Origin of the sequence: Streptomyces sp. NPDC059455 (assembly GCF_042750115.1) — a bacterium.
GTDB classification, from domain to species: domain Bacteria; phylum Actinomycetota; class Actinomycetes; order Streptomycetales; family Streptomycetaceae; genus Streptomyces; species Streptomyces endocoffeicus.
The window spans coordinates 46,337-62,954 of record NZ_JBHYVB010000045.1; the positions used below are offsets into that span (position 1 = coordinate 46,337).

General features: G+C 71.0%; 11 protein-coding genes. 7 read left to right on the plus strand and 4 right to left on the minus strand.

All coding sequences use genetic code 11. The features are described from left to right. Positions 1–177: 177 nt before the first annotated feature. A complete protein-coding gene (locus ACFXB5_RS18475; protein ID WP_385208814.1) occupies positions 178–819 on the minus strand; it encodes a superoxide dismutase in 642 nt (213 codons plus the stop codon). Positions 820–982: 163 nt separating this feature from the next. Here ACFXB5_RS18475 and ACFXB5_RS18480 point away from each other — a divergent pair, with 163 nt between their 5' ends. Together ACFXB5_RS18480 and ACFXB5_RS18485 are read left to right on the plus strand one after the other, a co-directional pair. Next, positions 983–1,405: a hypothetical protein gene (locus tag ACFXB5_RS18480; RefSeq protein WP_385208817.1), complete on the plus strand. Its 423-nt coding sequence runs from the start codon at positions 983–985 to the stop codon at positions 1,403–1,405. A gap of 8 nt (positions 1,406–1,413) precedes the next feature. After that, positions 1,414–3,606, plus strand: coding sequence for a tetratricopeptide repeat protein (locus ACFXB5_RS18485; RefSeq protein ID WP_385208820.1), 2,193 nt, complete (start codon positions 1,414–1,416; stop codon positions 3,604–3,606). On the opposite strand, the gene ACFXB5_RS18490 is transcribed toward ACFXB5_RS18485, so the two are convergent. Continuing rightward, complete coding sequence (locus tag ACFXB5_RS18490) at positions 3,607–5,034, minus strand: amino acid permease (RefSeq protein ID WP_385208822.1); 1,428 nt, start codon at positions 5,032–5,034, stop codon at positions 3,607–3,609. Positions 5,035–5,287: 253 nt separating this feature from the next. On the opposite strand from ACFXB5_RS18490, the gene ACFXB5_RS18495 reads away from it, so the two are divergent. Continuing rightward, on the plus strand, positions 5,288–5,881 hold the full coding sequence (locus ACFXB5_RS18495; protein ID WP_037945896.1) for a biotin transporter BioY: 594 nt from the start codon (positions 5,288–5,290) through the stop codon (positions 5,879–5,881). 97 nt (positions 5,882–5,978) lie between these two features. Here the strand turns inward: ACFXB5_RS18495 and ACFXB5_RS18500 are convergent, their stop codons facing one another. After that, entirely contained in the window at positions 5,979–6,614 is a 636-nt protein-coding gene (locus ACFXB5_RS18500) for a DsbA family protein (protein ID WP_385208825.1), read from the minus strand. A 170-nt stretch (positions 6,615–6,784) separates the two neighbouring features. Here ACFXB5_RS18500 and pepN (ACFXB5_RS18505) point away from each other — a divergent pair, with 170 nt between their 5' ends. Next, positions 6,785–9,430, plus strand: a complete 2,646-nt coding sequence (gene pepN, locus ACFXB5_RS18505; protein ID WP_385208827.1) for an aminopeptidase N — start codon at positions 6,785–6,787, stop codon at positions 9,428–9,430. A gap of 197 nt (positions 9,431–9,627) precedes the next feature. After that, positions 9,628–10,653: a hypothetical protein gene (locus ACFXB5_RS18510; protein WP_385208830.1), complete on the plus strand. Its 1,026-nt coding sequence runs from the start codon at positions 9,628–9,630 to the stop codon at positions 10,651–10,653. Between the two features lie 28 nt (positions 10,654–10,681). Here the strand turns inward: ACFXB5_RS18510 and ACFXB5_RS18515 are convergent, their stop codons facing one another. Then, positions 10,682–12,424, minus strand: a complete 1,743-nt coding sequence (locus tag ACFXB5_RS18515) for a TIGR03767 family metallophosphoesterase (RefSeq protein WP_385208833.1) — start codon at positions 12,422–12,424, stop codon at positions 10,682–10,684. 337 nt (positions 12,425–12,761) lie between these two features. Between ACFXB5_RS18515 and ACFXB5_RS18520 the strand changes: the two genes are divergently transcribed. Both ACFXB5_RS18520 and pepN (ACFXB5_RS18525) read left to right on the plus strand, forming a co-directional pair. Further along, positions 12,762–13,787, plus strand: a complete 1,026-nt coding sequence (locus ACFXB5_RS18520; RefSeq protein ID WP_385208837.1) for an aspartate-semialdehyde dehydrogenase — start codon at positions 12,762–12,764, stop codon at positions 13,785–13,787. 224 nt (positions 13,788–14,011) lie between these two features. Next, on the plus strand, positions 14,012–16,582 hold the full coding sequence (pepN, locus tag ACFXB5_RS18525; protein WP_385208840.1) for an aminopeptidase N: 2,571 nt from the start codon (positions 14,012–14,014) through the stop codon (positions 16,580–16,582). Positions 16,583–16,618: the final 36 nt, after the last annotated feature.

The following is a 16,618-nucleotide window of genomic DNA, read 5'->3' on the forward strand; positions in this document are numbered from 1 at the left end:
GGGGCTGTCTCACACACCCCCCCCCACACGAGCGCGGGACACACCTCTCGAGATGCAACCACAGCGCGCCCCCCGCGCTCCCCCGCCCCGCCGGCGGGCCCCTTTTTCCGCCTGCCCGGTGTTCGGTGAGAAGACGATCACGCAGGCAGGTGGTCTGGTGAGCGCTCCGGACCACGGTTACGGGGCCAGCAGCAGATTGTGGGCGCGCTCCTTGGCGGCCGCGTAACGGCGCGCCACATCCTGCCAGTTGACGACCTTCCACATGGCCTCGATGAAGTCCACCTTCTGGTTCTTGTACTGCAGGTAGAAGGCGTGCTCCCAGGCGTCGAAGACCAGGATCGGCACCGAGCCCTGCCCCACGTTCCCCTGGTGGTCGTAGATCTGCTCGACCACCAGCCGCCCGCTGACCGGCTCGTACGCCAGCACGCCCCAGCCCGAGCCCTGGGTGGTGGCGGCGGCCTTGGACAGCTGGGCCTTGAAGCCCGCGAAGGAGCCGAAGTGCTCGGCGATGGCGTCGGCCAGCTCCCCGACCCCGTCCCTCTCCAGCGGCTCGCCGCCGCCGTCACCGGTCATGTTGTGCCAGTAGATGCTGTGCAGGATGTGGCCGGACAGATGGAAGGCCAAGTTCTTCTCGAGCCCGTTGATCGAGCCCCACTGATCCTTGTCCCGCGCCTCCGCGAGCTGCTCCATCGTGTCGTTCGCACCCTTGACGTACGCGGCGTGGTGCTTGTCGTGGTGCAGCTCGATGATCTCGGGGCTGATGACCGGGGCCAGCTCCGAGTAGTCATACGGAAGTTCAGGAAGTGTGTAGATGGCCATGCGAAGCCCTTCGGACCGCTTATTGCAATTAACTTGCAAGTACAGGCTAACAGCAAGAGCGCTTCCGGGCCCTACGGTGACATGCATCCGTAGTGGCTTGATCCGATCCCTGCGCGGGGAGAACGGCGGCCCTATGATCAAAGGTCGCTCGAAGGGGGAGGGCATGGATCCGCAGATCGCCGATCTCGCGAGGACGGCGGGCACCACCATGGTCACGCTGATGGCCACCACTGCCTGGGAGTCGGCGAGGGACGGCCTGGTCTCGCTCTGGCAGAGGTTCCAGCCCAACAGGGCCGACGGCATCGGCGAGGAGTTCGAGGCGAGCCGCGACGATCTGCTGCTCGCACGTGAGACGGGCGACACGGAGTCCGAGGCGGAGCTGGCCGCCGAATGGCAGGGCCGGGTGCGTCGGCTGCTGATGGCCCAGCCGGAGGTGGCGGACGAACTGCGCCGCATCCTCGACGAGTTGAGCCCCCGCCTCCCCGATCAGCGCCCCGCCGTCGGCGAGATCCGTATGACGGCCGAGGCGTCCGGCAGCGGCCGGGTCTACCAGGCCGGGCGCGACCAGCACATCACCGAGCGGTGAGCGGCCCCATGCCGATCGACGGCCGCGCGTCCGGCCAGGGCCGGGTCTTCCAGACCGGCGGCGACCAGTACATCGAGGAGCACCATCACCACTACGGGGACGGAACGGGGTCCCTTCTCGCACCACAGCCGGTCGGTGCCCGGCCGCCCCGGGGCGCGTCGGTCCCCGACTCCGTAAGGGTGCCGCTCGTCGGCCGGGCACCGGGCATCCTGCGGGACCGCGCCGATCTCATGGAGCGGCTGCGAGCGGCCGTCACCGGCCCCGGGGGCGACGTTCACGTCCTGCACGGCCTGGGCGGCTGCGGCAAGACGGCGGTGGCGCACGCGCTCTTCACGGAAGCCGTAAGGGACCACGGACGCGTCGGGCTCTGGGTGAACGCCTCCGAGCGGATCTCCCTGCGCGGCGGCATGCTCGCCGTGGCGGGCGACCGGGGCGCCACCACCGGAGAGCTGGCCGCAGCGGCCAGCGGTCAGCGCGCGGCGGCCGACCTGGTCTGGCACTACCTGGACCACTCCGCCCAGCGCTGGCTGCTGGTCCTGGACAACGCCGACGACCCGACGGTCCTGGAGGAGGGCGGCTGGCTGCGCACCAGCCCGCTCGGCACGGTCCTGGTGACCACGCGGCACGCGACGTCACCGCTGTGGCGTGGCACCGGGTCGGCGCGGCATCCCGTCGGGGTGCTGCCGGAGGCCGACGCGGCACAGGTCCTCTGCGACTTGGCCCCGGACGCGGGTACCGTCGAATCGGCGCAGAAGGTGGCGCGACGGCTGGGCTGTCTGCCACTGGCTCTGACCCTTGCGGGCTCGCATCTGTCGCATCAACTTCTGGAATCGTGGTCCATGGACGAGTACGACCGGAAACTGAGCGAGGACTCGACGGCACTCGTCGACCGGGGCGCGGCGGGCACCGGCAGCGGCCAGTCCCGCCATCTCGTCGGCCGCACCTGGCAGTTGTCCCTGGACGCCCTCGCCGGACAGAGCCTGCCGGAGGCGACGACGCTGCTACGGCTGCTGTCCTGCTGGGCGGCGGACCCGGTGCCGCTGTCCGTACTGATGCCGGTGGCGCGGGGTGAGGTGAATTTCGGCCATCTCGACCCGCCGCTCGCGGCGGACCGGGTCGAGCCGGCGCTGCGCGGACTGCTCGACCATTCGCTGATCGGAATGGTCGAGGCGGACGGGCGTCGGTGTGTGGAGGCTCATGGGGTGCTGCTGGACAGCGTCGCCGCCGGGGTTCCGGACGCCCAACGCGCGGCGCTGGCCGAGGTGGCGGGCCGGTTGCTGGAGGCGGCGCTGCCCCCGGACGAAGCCGTGCCCACCGGTACTCCCACGGGGTGGGAACTGTTCGCCCCGCACATCTCCCGGCTGCTGCGGACGGCCCCAGGCGAACAGCCGGTCGGGCTGGCAGTGCGCATCACTCGGCTGATGCGTCACGCGGGGAACCACCCCGGTGCCCTGAAACAGGCTCGGTACGCCGCGGGTACCGCCGAGCGGTGCCTGGGGAGGGAGCACCCTGTCTTTCTCGCCGCGCGTGACGCCGAGGCCTGGGCGCTCCACTACCTGGCACACTTCTCCGACGCCGAGGCGGTGCATCGGCAGACACTGGCCGCGCGCGAGAGGATCCTCGGTCCGGACCACCCGGAGACCCTGCGGAGCCATCTGGGCCTGGCGCTGTCCCTGAACCTGGTGGGCCGTAACGAGGAGGCCGTGCGGTCGTTCCGCAGCGCGGTCGACGGCCAACGGCGGGTATTGGGCGCGGATGCCGCGGAGACGCTTTTCAGCCGAGTGTCGACCCTCGAACCCCTGTCGCAGCTGGGCAGGTCAAGAGAGTTCGACGAAGCGGCACAGGTCATCGAGGACTGTGCCCAGCTCCTCCCGCCCGACCACCTCACCACCGTCCTGGCCCATCACTGCTACGGCGAAGGACTGCGCGTTCTCGGCCGCTACGCGGAAGCGGAGTCCGTGGCCCGCCGAACGCTGGCGGACCGGACCCGTCTGCAAGGGCCGGAACACCCGCTGACCCTGGCGGTACTGTCCCTCACTGCCCGGGTCGCCCGTGGGCTGGGCAAGTACGGCGAGGCCATCGCGACGCTCCAGGAACTCATCGAACGCCGCGAACAGGTGCTCGGGTCCGAGCACCTGTTCGTCATCGAGAACCGCGAGTGGCTCGCCGAATGGCAGGCCGAGGCCCAAGCCCAGCCCTGATCAGCCCGGCTGCCGCCGCGCCGCCACCCGCTGCCGTACGAAGCCGATGATGGCGAGGGCGATCGCCATCACGGCCGTGGCGTACAGCTGGCTGCGGGTGTCGGCCTCGCGCAGCATCAGCACCAGCACCCCGACCGTGGCGGCCAGCGCGACCCAGGTCAGATACGGGAAGAGCCACATCTTCACGACGAGCTTCTCCGGGGCCTCGCGCTGCAGGCGGCTCCGCATCCGCAGCTGGGCGGCGGCGATGAAGCCCCAGACCACCAGCACCGCGGCGCCGACCATGTTGAGCAGCCACTTGAAGATGGTGTCCGGCCACCAGTAGCTGAGCAGCACCGCGACGAAGCCGAAGAAGGAGGAGGCGAGCACGGTCAGGCGGGGCACGCCGCCGGTGACCCGGCCCAGGAAGGCGGGGCCCTCGCCGCGGGTGACCAGGGAATAGGACATCCGGGAGGCGCCGTAGATGTTGGCGTTCATCGCGGAGAGCAGCGCGATCAGCACGATCACATTCATGATGTCGCCGGCCGCGGGGATGTCGAGGTGGTTGAGCACGGCCACATACGGGCCCTCCTCGACCACGGACTTGTCGTTCCACGGGATGAGCGTGACCACGACCAGCATCGAGCCGACGTAGAAGAGGGCGATACGCCACATCGCGGTGCGCACCGCGCCCGCGACGCTCTTGACCGGGTTCTCGGACTCGGCCGCCGCGATCGTCACCGTCTCCAGGCCGCCGTACGCGAAGACGGAGGCCAGCAGGCCGACGACCAGGCCGTTCACCCCGTTGGGCAGGAAGCCGCCGTCACCGCTGAGATGGGAGCCGCCCGGGGCGTCGGTGCCCGGCAGGACGCCCAGGATCGCGAGCACGCCCAGGACGAGGAAGACCGTGATCGCGGCGATCTTCAGCGCGGCGAACCAGAACTCGAACTCGCCGAAGTTGCTGACCGCCGCGAGGTTCGTGCCGCAGAACATCGCCATGAAGAGGGCGACCCACATCCAGGATTCACTGCCCGGGAACCACTGGACCATGATCCCGGCCGCGCCGATCGCCTCGGCGGCGATGCCCACGCACAGCAGGATCCAGAACATCCAGCCCACCGTGAACCCCGCCCAGGGCCCGATCGCCCGCTCGGCGTGCACGGAGAACGAGCCGGAGGCCGGGTTGGCCGCCGACATCTCGCCGAGCATCCGCATCACGAGCATCACCAGCAGCCCGGACACCGCGTAGGCGACCACGATCGACGGACCGGCGGCGGCGATTCCGGCGCCGGAACCGACGAACAGCCCCGCGCCGATCACGCCACCGAGGGCGATCATCGACAGATGGCGCTGCTTGAGGCCGTGGGAGAGCGGCGGCGTGGCGCTCTCGCCCGTGCCGGTGGCCTCGGCGGCGCCCGATGGCGCCGAGGACGCGGGTGTCCGGTTCATACTTCTTCTCTGTCCCTTACGAGCGCCGGTGGCGGATGCAAAACGTCCCTAGTGTGAAGGGCGTGTCCTATGGGGACAACATCGCGGACAATCCTTTCTGGATATCGGACACTTGCATCACGCTCCGTATCAGGGCCGTCTGCCGGAAGCCGCCAAGCCGATGCGTCCGGCTTTGTGGCCATCCGACGGTGTCCGCGGCCCCCACGCTGGGTTAGCGTCCCGGTATCCACCCTCTGACCTGGGAGCATCGCTGATGAGCACGGTTTCTGCCGCCGCCACACCCGGTACGGTCCTCGCGGACGCGGTCTTTCCCGCCCGGCGCGTCCTGGCCCGGGACACCGCGCTGGTCATCGGGGGCGCCGTGCTCACCGGTCTCGCGGCCCAGATCTCGGTGCCCGTCCCCGGCTCGCCGGTGCCGGTGACCGGCCAGACCTTCGCCGCCCTGCTGGTCGGCACCTCACTGGGCGCCCGGCGCGGCTTCCTGTCGCTGGCGCTGTACACCCTGGTCGGCATGGCGGGCGTGCCGTGGTTCGCCGAGGGCAGCTCCGGCGCCGCCATGCCGTCGTTCGGCTATGTGCTCGGCATGCTGCTGGCGGCCACCGTGGTGGGCGCGCTCGCCCGGCGCGGCGGCGACCGCGGGGTGCTGCGCACCGCGGGCACCATGGCGGTCGGCTCGGCGGTCACCTACGCCGTGGGCGTCCCGTACCTGGCGCTGGCCACCCATATCTCCCTCAGTGAGGCGATCGCGGCCGGGCTCACCCCGTTCCTGATCGGTGACGCCCTGAAGGCCGCCCTGGCGATGGGCGCGCTCCCGGCCGCCTGGAAGCTGGTGGGCCGCCGCGGCTGAGCCGACAGCCGGAAGCCGATGGAGAACGGCAAAGGGCCCCCGCGCGGTGGCCACCCGCGGCGGGCCGGGCGGGGGGGGGGGGCGCTGGGGGGATTGGTCAGGGGACTATGGGGGCGCGCGGGCGGGGGGGCGGGTTCTGGGAGAAGCCGGGGATCGAGGCGACCATCAGGGTGCCGTCCCAGAGCTTGGCGGCGTCCTCGCCCTTGGGGGCCGGGGTGACCACGGGGCCGAAGAAGGCGATCTGCTCGCCGTCCGAGCCCGGGACGGCGATGACGGGGGTGCCCACGTCCTGGCCGACCAGGTCGATGCCCTCCTTGTGGGAGGCGCGCAGCTCGGTGTCGTACGCGTCGGAGTCGGCGAAGTCGGCGAGCTCGGCGGGGAGCCCGGCCTCCTCGAGGGCGGCCACGATCGTCTCGCGGTTCTTCTCCAGGCCCTGGTTGTGGAAGCGGGTGCCGAGGGCGGTGTAGAGGGCGCCGAGGACCTCGCTGCCGTGCTTCTGCTCGGCGGCGATGCAGACCCGGACCGGGCCCCAGGCGGTCTTCAGCAGCTCGCGGTACTCCTCGGGCAGCTCATCCTGCTTGGGCTCGTTGAGCACGGCCAGGCTCATGACGTGCCAGCGCACCTCGACCGGGCGCACCTTCTCCACCTCGAGCATCCAGCGCGAGGTCATCCAGGCCCAGGGACACAGCGGATCGAACCAGAAATCGGCGGGCGTCTTGGCAGTCTCGGTCACGGTTTCTCCTCAAGCGGGCGCGTAGATATCGCAAACGAATAGAGAGCTGGCTGCTTCAACCAACGCACGCGGGAGGGGGCTCATTCCCCGATGCCGCGTGTCGGTGCCCCGTGACATGATTCCCGCTGTCCGATATCCGAGATGCGAGACATTGGCGAGGGAGCCGCGTCGTGCCCGGTGAGAACCTGACCCGTGACGAGGCCCGTGAGCGGGCGAAGCTGCTGGCCGTCGAGGGTTACGAGGTGGCGCTCGATCTGCGGTCCGCGGTGGGTGAGCACACCGGGTCCGGGCCGCGCGCCTTCCGCTCCACCACGACGATCCGCTTCCGCTGCGCCGAGCCGGGCGCGGCGACCTTCGCCGATCTGCTGGCGCCCTCGGTGACCTCGGTGCGGCTCAACGGGCGGGAGCTGGACCCGGCGGCGGTCTTCGACGGCTCCCGGATCGCGCTGGAGGGCCTCGCCGCGGAGAACGAGCTGGTGGTGGACGCGCGGTGCGCGTACAGCCGGACCGGCGAGGGGCTGCACCGCTTCGTGGACCCGGAGGACGGCGAGGTCTACCTCTACACCCAGTACGAGCCGGCCGACGCCCGCCGGGTCTTCGCCAACTTCGAACAGCCCGACCTCAAGGCCCCGTTCACCTTCTCGGTGACCGCCCCGGAGGGCTGGACGGTGCTGAGCAACGGGGCGGTGGACCGGGTGGAGCCGTCCGGCGCCGACGACACCGCGGCGACCAGCCACTTCGTGACGACCCAACCCATCTCGACGTACATCACGGCCGTGGTCGCCGGTCCGTACCACTACGTGAGCGACCTCTACCGCCGCACACTGCCGGACGGCTCGGCGCTGGAGATCCCGCTGGGCGCGCTCTGCCGCAAGGGGCTGGCCAAGCACTTCGACGCGGACGACATCTTCACCATCACCAAGCAGGGCCTGGACTTCTTCCACGACCACTTCGACTATCCGTACCCGTTCGGCAAGTACGACCAGGCGTTCGTGCCGGAGTACAACCTCGGCGCGATGGAGAACCCGGGCTGTGTGACCTTCCGTGAGGAGTTCATCTTCCGCGGCAAGGTCACCCAGGCCTCCTACGAGGGCCGGGCGAACGTCATCCTGCACGAGATGGCGCACATGTGGTTCGGCGACCTGGTCACCATGGAGTGGTGGGACGACCTGTGGCTCAAGGAGTCGTTCGCCGACTTCATGGGGGCCTTCTCGCTGGTCGGGGCGACCCGCTTCACCGACGGCTGGATCACCTTCGCCAACCGCCGCAAGGCATGGGCGTACCGCGCCGACCAGCTGCCGTCCACCCACCCGATCACGGCCGACATCCGTGACCTGGAGGACGCCAAGCTCAACTTCGACGGGATCACCTACGCCAAGGGCGCGTCCGTGCTCAAGCAGCTGGTGGCCTATGTCGGGCAGGACGCCTTCCTGGAGGGCGCGCGGCGCTACTTCAAGCGGCACGCGTACGGCAACACCCGGCTGTCGGACCTGCTGTCGGTGCTCGGCGAGACCTCGGGGCGGGACATGGCCACCTGGTCGCGCGCCTGGCTGGAGACCGCGGGGGTCAACGCGCTCACACCGCACGCCACCTATGACGCCGAGGGGCACATCACCGAGCTGGCCGTGGTCCAGGAGGCCGCCGAGACCGCTGGTTCCGAATATGCGGCTCCGCCGCGTGGGGAGCTGCGGCCGCACCGGGTGGCCGTGGGGCTGTACCGCAAGGAGGCCCCGGCCGGGGAGCGCCCCGGGGCGCTGGTGCGCTACGCCCGCGCCGAGGTGGACGTCGACGGCCCCCGTACGGTGATCCCCGAGCTGACCGGCGCCTCCCGGCCCGATCTGATCCTGGTCAACGACGACGACCTCACCTACTGCAAGATCCGCTTCGACGAGGGCTCGCTGGACACCCTGCGCGAGCACCTCGGCGAGCTGACCGACCCCCTCGCCCGCGCCCTGAGCTGGTCCGCGCTGTGGAACCTCACCCGCGACGCGCTGCTGCCCGCCCGCGACTACCTGGAGCTGGTGCGGCGGTTCGCCGGGGCCGAGAGCGACATCGGGGTGCTCCAGATGGTCCAGGCGTGGGCGCTGTCCGCCCTGCACCACTACTCGGCGCCGGACGCGCGCGAGGACGCCGCCGCCCGGCTGGCCGAGGGCGCGCTGCGCGAGCTGCGGCTGGCCGAGCCGGGCAGCGGGCACCAGCTGGCCTGGGCGCGGTTCTTCGCGCAGGTCGCCTTCGCCGAGTCCGAGCTGCGGCTGCTGCGCGGGCTGCTGGACGGCACGGCCCGGATCGACGGGCTGGATGTGGACCAGGAGCTGCGCTGGACGTTCCTGGCCGCGCTGGCCTCGAGCGGCCAGGCCGACGAGGATCTGATCGCCGCCGAGTTGGCCCGCGACGACACCGCCTCCGGCAAGCGCCACCAGGTGCGGTGCCTGGCCGCCCGGCCCTCCGCCGCGGTCAAGGCCGAGGCGTGGGACGCGGTGGTGGAGTCCGACCGGCTCTCCAACGCCCTGGTGGAGGCCACCATCTCCGGTTTCGACCAGCCGGGCCAGCGGGAGCTGCTGGCGCCGTACGCACCGCGCTACTTCGAGGTGATCGAGCGCGTCTGGCAGGAGCGGTCGATCGAGATCGGGATGGCGATCGTGCGCGGGCTGTTCCCGGCCGCGCAGGGCGACAACCGCGCCCTGGACGCGGCCGACGTCTGGCTGGACGGGCACCCGGACGCGGCCCCCGCGCTGCGCCGACTGGTCCTGGAGGCCCGCGACGACCTCGCCCGCGCCCTGCGTGGCCAGGAGTGCGACGCGAGGGCGGCCGCCTGACGCAGACGTTCGACCGAAGCGGGAGCTGCTTCGACCGAAGCGGGAGCTCCTCCGGGAGAAGAGGGGAGCTCTTTCGGGAGAAGAGGGGAGCTCTTTCGGCATTCGAACTGCCGTACTTTAGTACGGTGTTGTCCGCTTTTGTCGACGACTGTGTAACAGCGGTTAGCCGGTGGAGCGGGCGCGGGAATGGCGGGGGCATGAGCCACAACACGCCGCTGTCCCCCCGCCCCCTCCACCACCTCTCGGACGTCCAGCGCCGCGTCCTGACCACACGTCAGCTGCGCGAGCACGGTGTGACCGCGTCCGTCGCCGCGGAGCGCTGCCGGGCCGGCGGGCCCTGGCAGCAGATCCTGCCGGGCGTCCATCTGCTCCACCCGGGCCCGGCGACCAGCGAGGAGCGGCTGCTGGCCGCGCTGCTGTACACCGCGAGCCGCGGCCAGGGGGCCGACGGGTCGGCGCCGGGCGGCGCGGAACCGTGCGGCGAAGCGATGATCACCGGGCTGGCCGCGCTCGCCCTGCGCCACTTCTCCTCCGCTCCCCCGCTGGCCTCCCTCGACCACATCGACGTCCTGGTGCCGCGCACCCGGCGGCTGCGCGCCACCGGCTTCGTCCGCTTCGTCCGGGCGGGCACCCTGCCCGCTCCCCAGTACCTCGCGGGGGTGCCCACCGCCCCGGTGGCCCGCGCCCTCGCCGACGCCGTCGCCCGGCTCACCGACGCCGTACTGGTCCGCAGGCTGCTCACCGAGTCCGTGCGCCACGGCCACTGCGAGGCCGCGGCCGTGGTGGCGGAGCTGAACTCGGCCCGGCTGCTGTCCCGGCCGCATGTCGTGGACGCCGTGGACGCGCTGCTCGCCGAGGGCCGGGCGATCGCCGAGGGGCGGCTGTACGACATGGTGCGCGGCCACCATCTGCCCGAGCCGCTGTGGAACGTGGAGCTGCGGCTGCCCGGCGGGCCCACCCTCGGCGGGGTGGACGCCTACTGGCGTGAGCAGGCGGTGGCGGTGGAGATCGACGCACGGGCGCCGCGCCAGGACGAGGAGATCTGGCGCGGCGGCTTCGGCCGCAAGCGCGAGCACCTGGAGCGGCTCGGGATCACGGTCGTGCGCGTGAGCCCGAAGAAGCTCCGGGAGTCACCGGAGGAGCAGGCCGCGGTGGTCCGTACCGCACTGATCGCGGCGGCCGACCGCGAACCGGCCTCCTATGTGGTGGTCCTGCCGCGCTGAGGCCCCCGGGGCTGCGCGGCGGGAGGAGTCAGGGCTTGCGCAGCAGCAGCTCGGTGTTGCGGTCCGTCGCGTCGCCGGCCAGCTTCTGGCTGGCGCCGGGCGCGTTGAAGGACAGCTCGCGGTAGAGGGCCGCGAGCCCGGTCTGGGACAGGTCCGAGAAGTCCGTGCGGTGCGGCGCGGCCGACTCGATGAGCGTGGTGAACAGGGAGATCGTGCCGTCGTGGTTGTCCACGACCTCGAACACCCGGGCCAGCTGGGGGAAGTCCACATGCGAGGCGGTGGTGATCTCCCAGAAGGTGCCGCGCGGGGTGATCTCGTTCTGGTGGCTGTGGCCGTTGATCCAGGCCAGCACCTTGGGGTGGCGCTGGAAGAGGGCGACGACCTCGTCCCCGCCGTGGCGGGCCTCGCCCGGACGGCCCGGGTCGTGGTTCATGTTGGTGAGGCTGCGGCTGTAGTGGTGACTGAAGACGATCACGTAGTCGTCCTTGTGGGCCTTCAGCGTCCGCTCCAGCCAGCGCAGTTGGGCGGTGCCGAGCGAACCGGTGTAGTGGCCGCCCGGGTCGGTGGTGTCCAGGCTGATGCCGATCATGTTCTCGGAGATCCGGAACGAGTAGTAGAGCGTGCCCTGCTCGAGGTTGGCCCTGGTGTAGCCGTGGCCGACCGGACCGGAGCCGGTGGCGGCCGGGTCGAGGTGCGCGGCCAGGTACTCGGACTGGGTGAAGGGCGCGCGGCGCTCGTCGGGGGTGACCGTGCGCATGTCCTTGGCGTGCGCGTCCAGCAGCGCCTTCAGGTCCGCCCCCTTGGGGTCGGCCCCCTTGCGCGTCCCCTTGTAGATCGTCTCGGCCTCCGCGGCCGGGATGATCTCCAGCTTGTGCTTCCCGGTGGCGAAGTCCGTGTAGTAGTCGTGGCCGAGGGAGTAGACACCGCCCGCCAGATCGTCGTGGTTGCCGATGGTGGAGTACCACGGCAGCCGCAGCCCGGGGCTGTTGACGGTGCGCAGCGCGGCCTCGAGGAAGCCGTCGATGCGCGGGAAGCCGACCTTCTTGTCGGCGTCGCGCAGCGCCTCCTCGGGGTGCCAGAACTCCTTGAGCCCGCTGTTCTGCACGCCCTCGTAGCGGCGCGGATCGCCGGTGTTGGGGGTGATCCGGCCGCCGTTCATGGCGGTCAGGAACCAGTCCAGCTCGATCTTGGCGTTGTTGTCGGTGTTGTCGCCGGTGGTCATGACGAACGACAGCGGCGCCCCGGTGGCCGGTCCGCCGCGCAGCCCGTTGATCCGCTCGATGAGCGAGGCGACCCCGGCGATGGTCAGCGCCTCGTGCGGCCGCCATGCCCCGGCGCGCCCGGAGCGCAGGAACTCGTAGCGCATCGGGTGCTGGACGTCGGTCAGATGCAGATCCGTGAACTGGACGAACGAGGCGAGCGCGGTGCGCCGGTCCTCGCGGCCGCCCTTGGCGCCGGTGATCTCGGTGCGGACCTCGCGGGCCCAGGCGGGGCCGTCGGCGAGCCGCCGGTAGCCGGTGGCGCCGTGTGCGGCCGAGAACGTCTCCAGCGTCGTACCGGCTGTCGAGGGCGCAGCCGGGGCCTGCACCACCCGGCGGCCCGCGGCGTGCGCGGTGGCGGGCTGCGAGGCACCGGCCGAGCCGCTGCCGGGACCGAAGGCGATTCCCAGGCCGGCCGTGGCACCGGTGGCGGTGGCGGCGGCGAGGAAGGTGCGCCGGTCGAGGGTGGCGACGGCAGCTGCGGCGGACCGTACGGACCGTATGCGGGACATGCGCGATCTCCCCGAGTGGACACGCGGTGGCGGGCGGACAGCGAGGCTGTCCTCACCTGGGATCGTTGGCATCGGGGATGGCCTGGGAGTGAACGAGGCGGCAACGCGGGCCGCCGATCTCCACACGTGGATCTTGGCGGTAGCAAACGGTCATCGCGCCCTTGTGAACAGGAATTCTTCCGCTCACTCGGCGTTCATCAGATCTGGGAACCGCCCCCGCCACATCGCGGTACCGCTCCCACCGTGGGATGAATCACGGGACGGTAACGGACCCGCCTGAGACACTTGCCGGGAGGGTAGGCGCCTCGAACAGGCACAACCAAGGAAAAGGGCTGATATGAGGATCGGAATCGTCGGAGCGACCGGCCAGGTCGGCGGAGTGATGCGCAGGGTGCTCGCCGAGCGTGACTTCCCGGCCGAGCAGCTGCGGCTGTTCGCCTCCGCCCGCTCGGCCGGCCGGACGCTCCCGTGGCGCGGCACCGAGATCACCGTCGAGGACGCCGCCACGGCCGACTACTCCGGTCTGGACATCGTCCTGTTCTCCGCGGGCGGCGCCACCTCCAAGGCGCTGGCCGAGAAGGTCGCCGCCCAGGGCCCGGTCGTGATCGACAACTCCTCGGCCTGGCGGATGGACCCCGAAGTGCCGCTGGTCGTGGCCGAGGTCAACCCGCACGCCGCGGTGGACCGCCCCAAGGGCATCATCGCCAACCCGAACTGCACCACCATGGCCGCCATGCCGGTGCTGCGCCCGCTGCACGCCGAGGCCGGGCTGACCGCCCTGGTGGCCACCACCTACCAGGCAGTCTCCGGCTCCGGTCTTTCCGGTGTGGCCGAGCTCGACGGCCAGATCCGCAAGACCGCCGACCGCGCGGCCGAGCTCACCCACGACGGCGCGGCGGTGGAGTTCCCCGAGCCCGGGGTGTACGCCCGCCCGATCGCGTTCAATGTGCTCCCGATGGCCGGGAAGATCGTTGACGACGGCCGATTCGAGACCGACGAGGAGCACAAGCTCCGCAACGAGAGCCGCAAGATCCTGGAGATCCCGGAGCTGAAGGTGTCCGGCACCTGTGTCCGGGTCCCGGTCTTCACCGGCCACTCGCTCCAGGTGAACGCCCGCTTCGAGCGTCCGATCAGCGTGGAGCGCGCCTATGAGCTGCTGGGCGCGGCCCCGGGCGTGGCGCTCTCGGAGATCCCGACCCCGCTCCAGGCGGCGGGCCAGGACCCCAGCTATGTGGGCCGGATCCGGGTGGACGAGACGGTCGAGCACGGTCTCGCGCTGTTCCTGTCCAATGACAACCTGCGCAAGGGCGCGGCGCTGAACGCGGTGCAGATCGCCGAGCTGGTGGCGGCCGACCTGGCCTGACGCCCGCGTCTCGCCCAGATCTCGCCTCAAGGGGAGAGCGGCCGGGCGGCCGCTCCCCCCCTTCGGCGTACCGCGCCGCCCGCCACCGCCGTCCGCCTCGTCGCCGTGTTCACCCTTTCCGCTCGTGGACAAACCGGTCTACCGGCACTGACCGTCCGACGTGCGAGGATGGCCATCCGCCTGACGCATGGCGTACCGCACATGACGAACGGGAGTTAGCCGACGTGCCTGGCACCAACCTCACAAGGGAGGAAGCGCAGCAGCGGGCGCGCCTCCTCACGGTGGACGCGTACGAGATCGAACTGGACCTGAGCGGCGCCCAGGAGGGCGGTACCTACCGCTCCGTGACCACGGTGCGCTTCGACGCCGCCGAGTCGGGCGCGGAGTCGTTCATCGACCTGGTGGCGCCCACGGTGCACGAGGTGGTGCTGAACGGCGACGCCCTCGACCCGAACGAGGTCTTCAAGGACTCGCGGATCGCCCTGCCGGGGCTGCTGGCCGGGCGGAACGAGCTGCGGGTGGTCGCGGACTGCGCGTACACCAACACCGGTGAGGGGCTGCATCGCTTTGTCGACCCGGTCGACCAGCAGGCGTACCTCTACACCCAGTTCGAGGTGCCCGACGCCCGCCGGGTGTTCGCCAACTTCGAGCAGCCCGACCTGAAGGGCACGTTCCAGTTCACCGTGGCGGCGCCCGAGGGCTGGACGGTGATCTCGAACTCGCCGACGCCGGAGCCGAAGGACAACGTCTGGCGGTTCGAGCCGACCCCGCCCATCTCCACGTACATCACCGCACTGATCGTCGGCCCGTACCACAGCGTGCACAGCTCCTACGAGAAGGACGGCCGCTCGGTGCCGCTGGGCATCTACTGCCGTCCCTCGCTCGCGGAGTACCTCGACTCGGACGCGATCTTCGCGGTGACGCGGCAGGGCTTCGAGTGGTTCGAGGAGAAGTTCGACTACGCGTACCCGTTCGCCAAGTACGACCAGCTGTTCGTGCCGGAGTTCAACGCGGGCGCGATGGAGAACGCGGGCGCGGTGACCATCCGCGACCAGTACGTCTTCCGCTCCAAGGTGACGGACGCGGCGTACGAGACGCGCGCCGAGACCATCCTCCACGAGCTGGCCCATATGTGGTTCGGCGACCTGGTCACCATGGAGTGGTGGAACGACCTGTGGCTGAACGAGTCGTTCGCCACCTACACCTCGATCGCCTGCCAGGCCCACGCGCCGGGCAGCAGGTGGCCTCACTCGTGGACCACCTTCGCCAACTCCATGAAGACCTGGGCCTACCGGCAGGACCAGCTGCCGTCCACCCACCCGATCATGGCCGAGATCAACGACCTGGACGACGTCCTGGTCAACTTCGACGGGATCACGTACGCCAAGGGCGCCTCGGTGCTCAAGCAGCTGGTCGCGTACGTCGGGATGGACGAGTTCTTCCGTGGCGTCCAGGCGTACTTCAAGCGCCACGCCTACCAGAACACCCGGCTGTCGGACCTGCTCGGCGCGCTGGAGGAGACCAGCGGGCGCGATCTGAAGACCTGGTCCAAGCAGTGGCTGGAGACGGCGGGCATCAATGTGCTGCGGCCGGAAATCGAGACGGACGCGAGCGGCACGGTGACCTCCTTCGCCGTGCGGCAGGAGGCCCCGGCCCTCCCGCCGGGCGCCAAGGGCGAGCCCACTTTGCGGCCGCATCGCATCGCCATCGGGCTCTACGACCTGAACCCGACCGGCAAGCTGATCCGCTCCGAGCGCATCGAGCTCGACGTGGACGGCGAGCTGACCCAGGTGCCGCAGCTGACCGGTACGAAGCGCTCCGCGGTGATCCTGCTCAACGACGACGACCTCACCTACGCGAAGGTGCGGCTGGACCCGGACTCGCTGGCCGTGGTCACCGAGCACCTGGGCGACTTCGAGGAGTCCCTGCCGCGCGCGCTGTCCTGGGCCTCGGCCTGGGACATGGTCCGCGACGGCGAACTGGCCACCCGCGACTACCTCGCGCTGGTGCTCTCGGGCATCGCCAAGGAGTCGGACATCGGCGTCGTCCAGTCCCTGCACCGCCAGGTGAAGCTGGCCCTGGACCTGTACGCCGCGCCCGACTGGCGCGAGACGGGCCTGGCCCAGTGGACCGAGGCCACGCTCGACCACCTGCGGGCCGCGGCGCCGGGCAGCGACCACCAGCTGGCCTGGGCGCGGGCCTTCACCGCGACCGCCCGCACCGACACCCAGCTGGACCTGGTCTCCGGGCTGCTCAAGGGCACCGAGACGATCGAGGGCCTGGTCATCGACACCGAGCTGCGCTGGGCGCTGCTGGAGCGGCTCGCCGCCACGGGGCGGGCCGACGAGGCCGAGATCGCGGCCGAGCTGGAGCACGACAAGACCTCCGCGGGCGAACGGCACGCCGCGACGGCGCGGGCCGCACGGCCGACGCCGCGGGCCAAGGCGGAGGCGTGGGCCTCGGTCGTGGAGAGCGACAAGCTGCCGAACGCGGTGCAGGAAGCGGTGATCGGGGGCTTCATCCAGACCGATCAGCGGGAGCTGCTGGCGCCGTACACGGAGAAGTACTTCGCGGTGGCGAAGGACGTCTGGAACAGCCGCAGCCATGAGATGGCGCAGCAGATCGTGGTGGGCCTGTACCCGGCGCTCCAGGTCTCGCCGGAGACCCTGGACGCCACGGACGCGTGGCTCGCGTCCGCCGAGCCGACGGCGGCGCTGAGGCGTCTGGTGACGGAGTCGCGAGCGGGCATCGACCGCGCGCTGCGGGCACAGGCCGCGGACGCGAACGCGGGCTGACCGGGCGCGGCGCCGGGGGGGGGCGTTAGCCCCCCC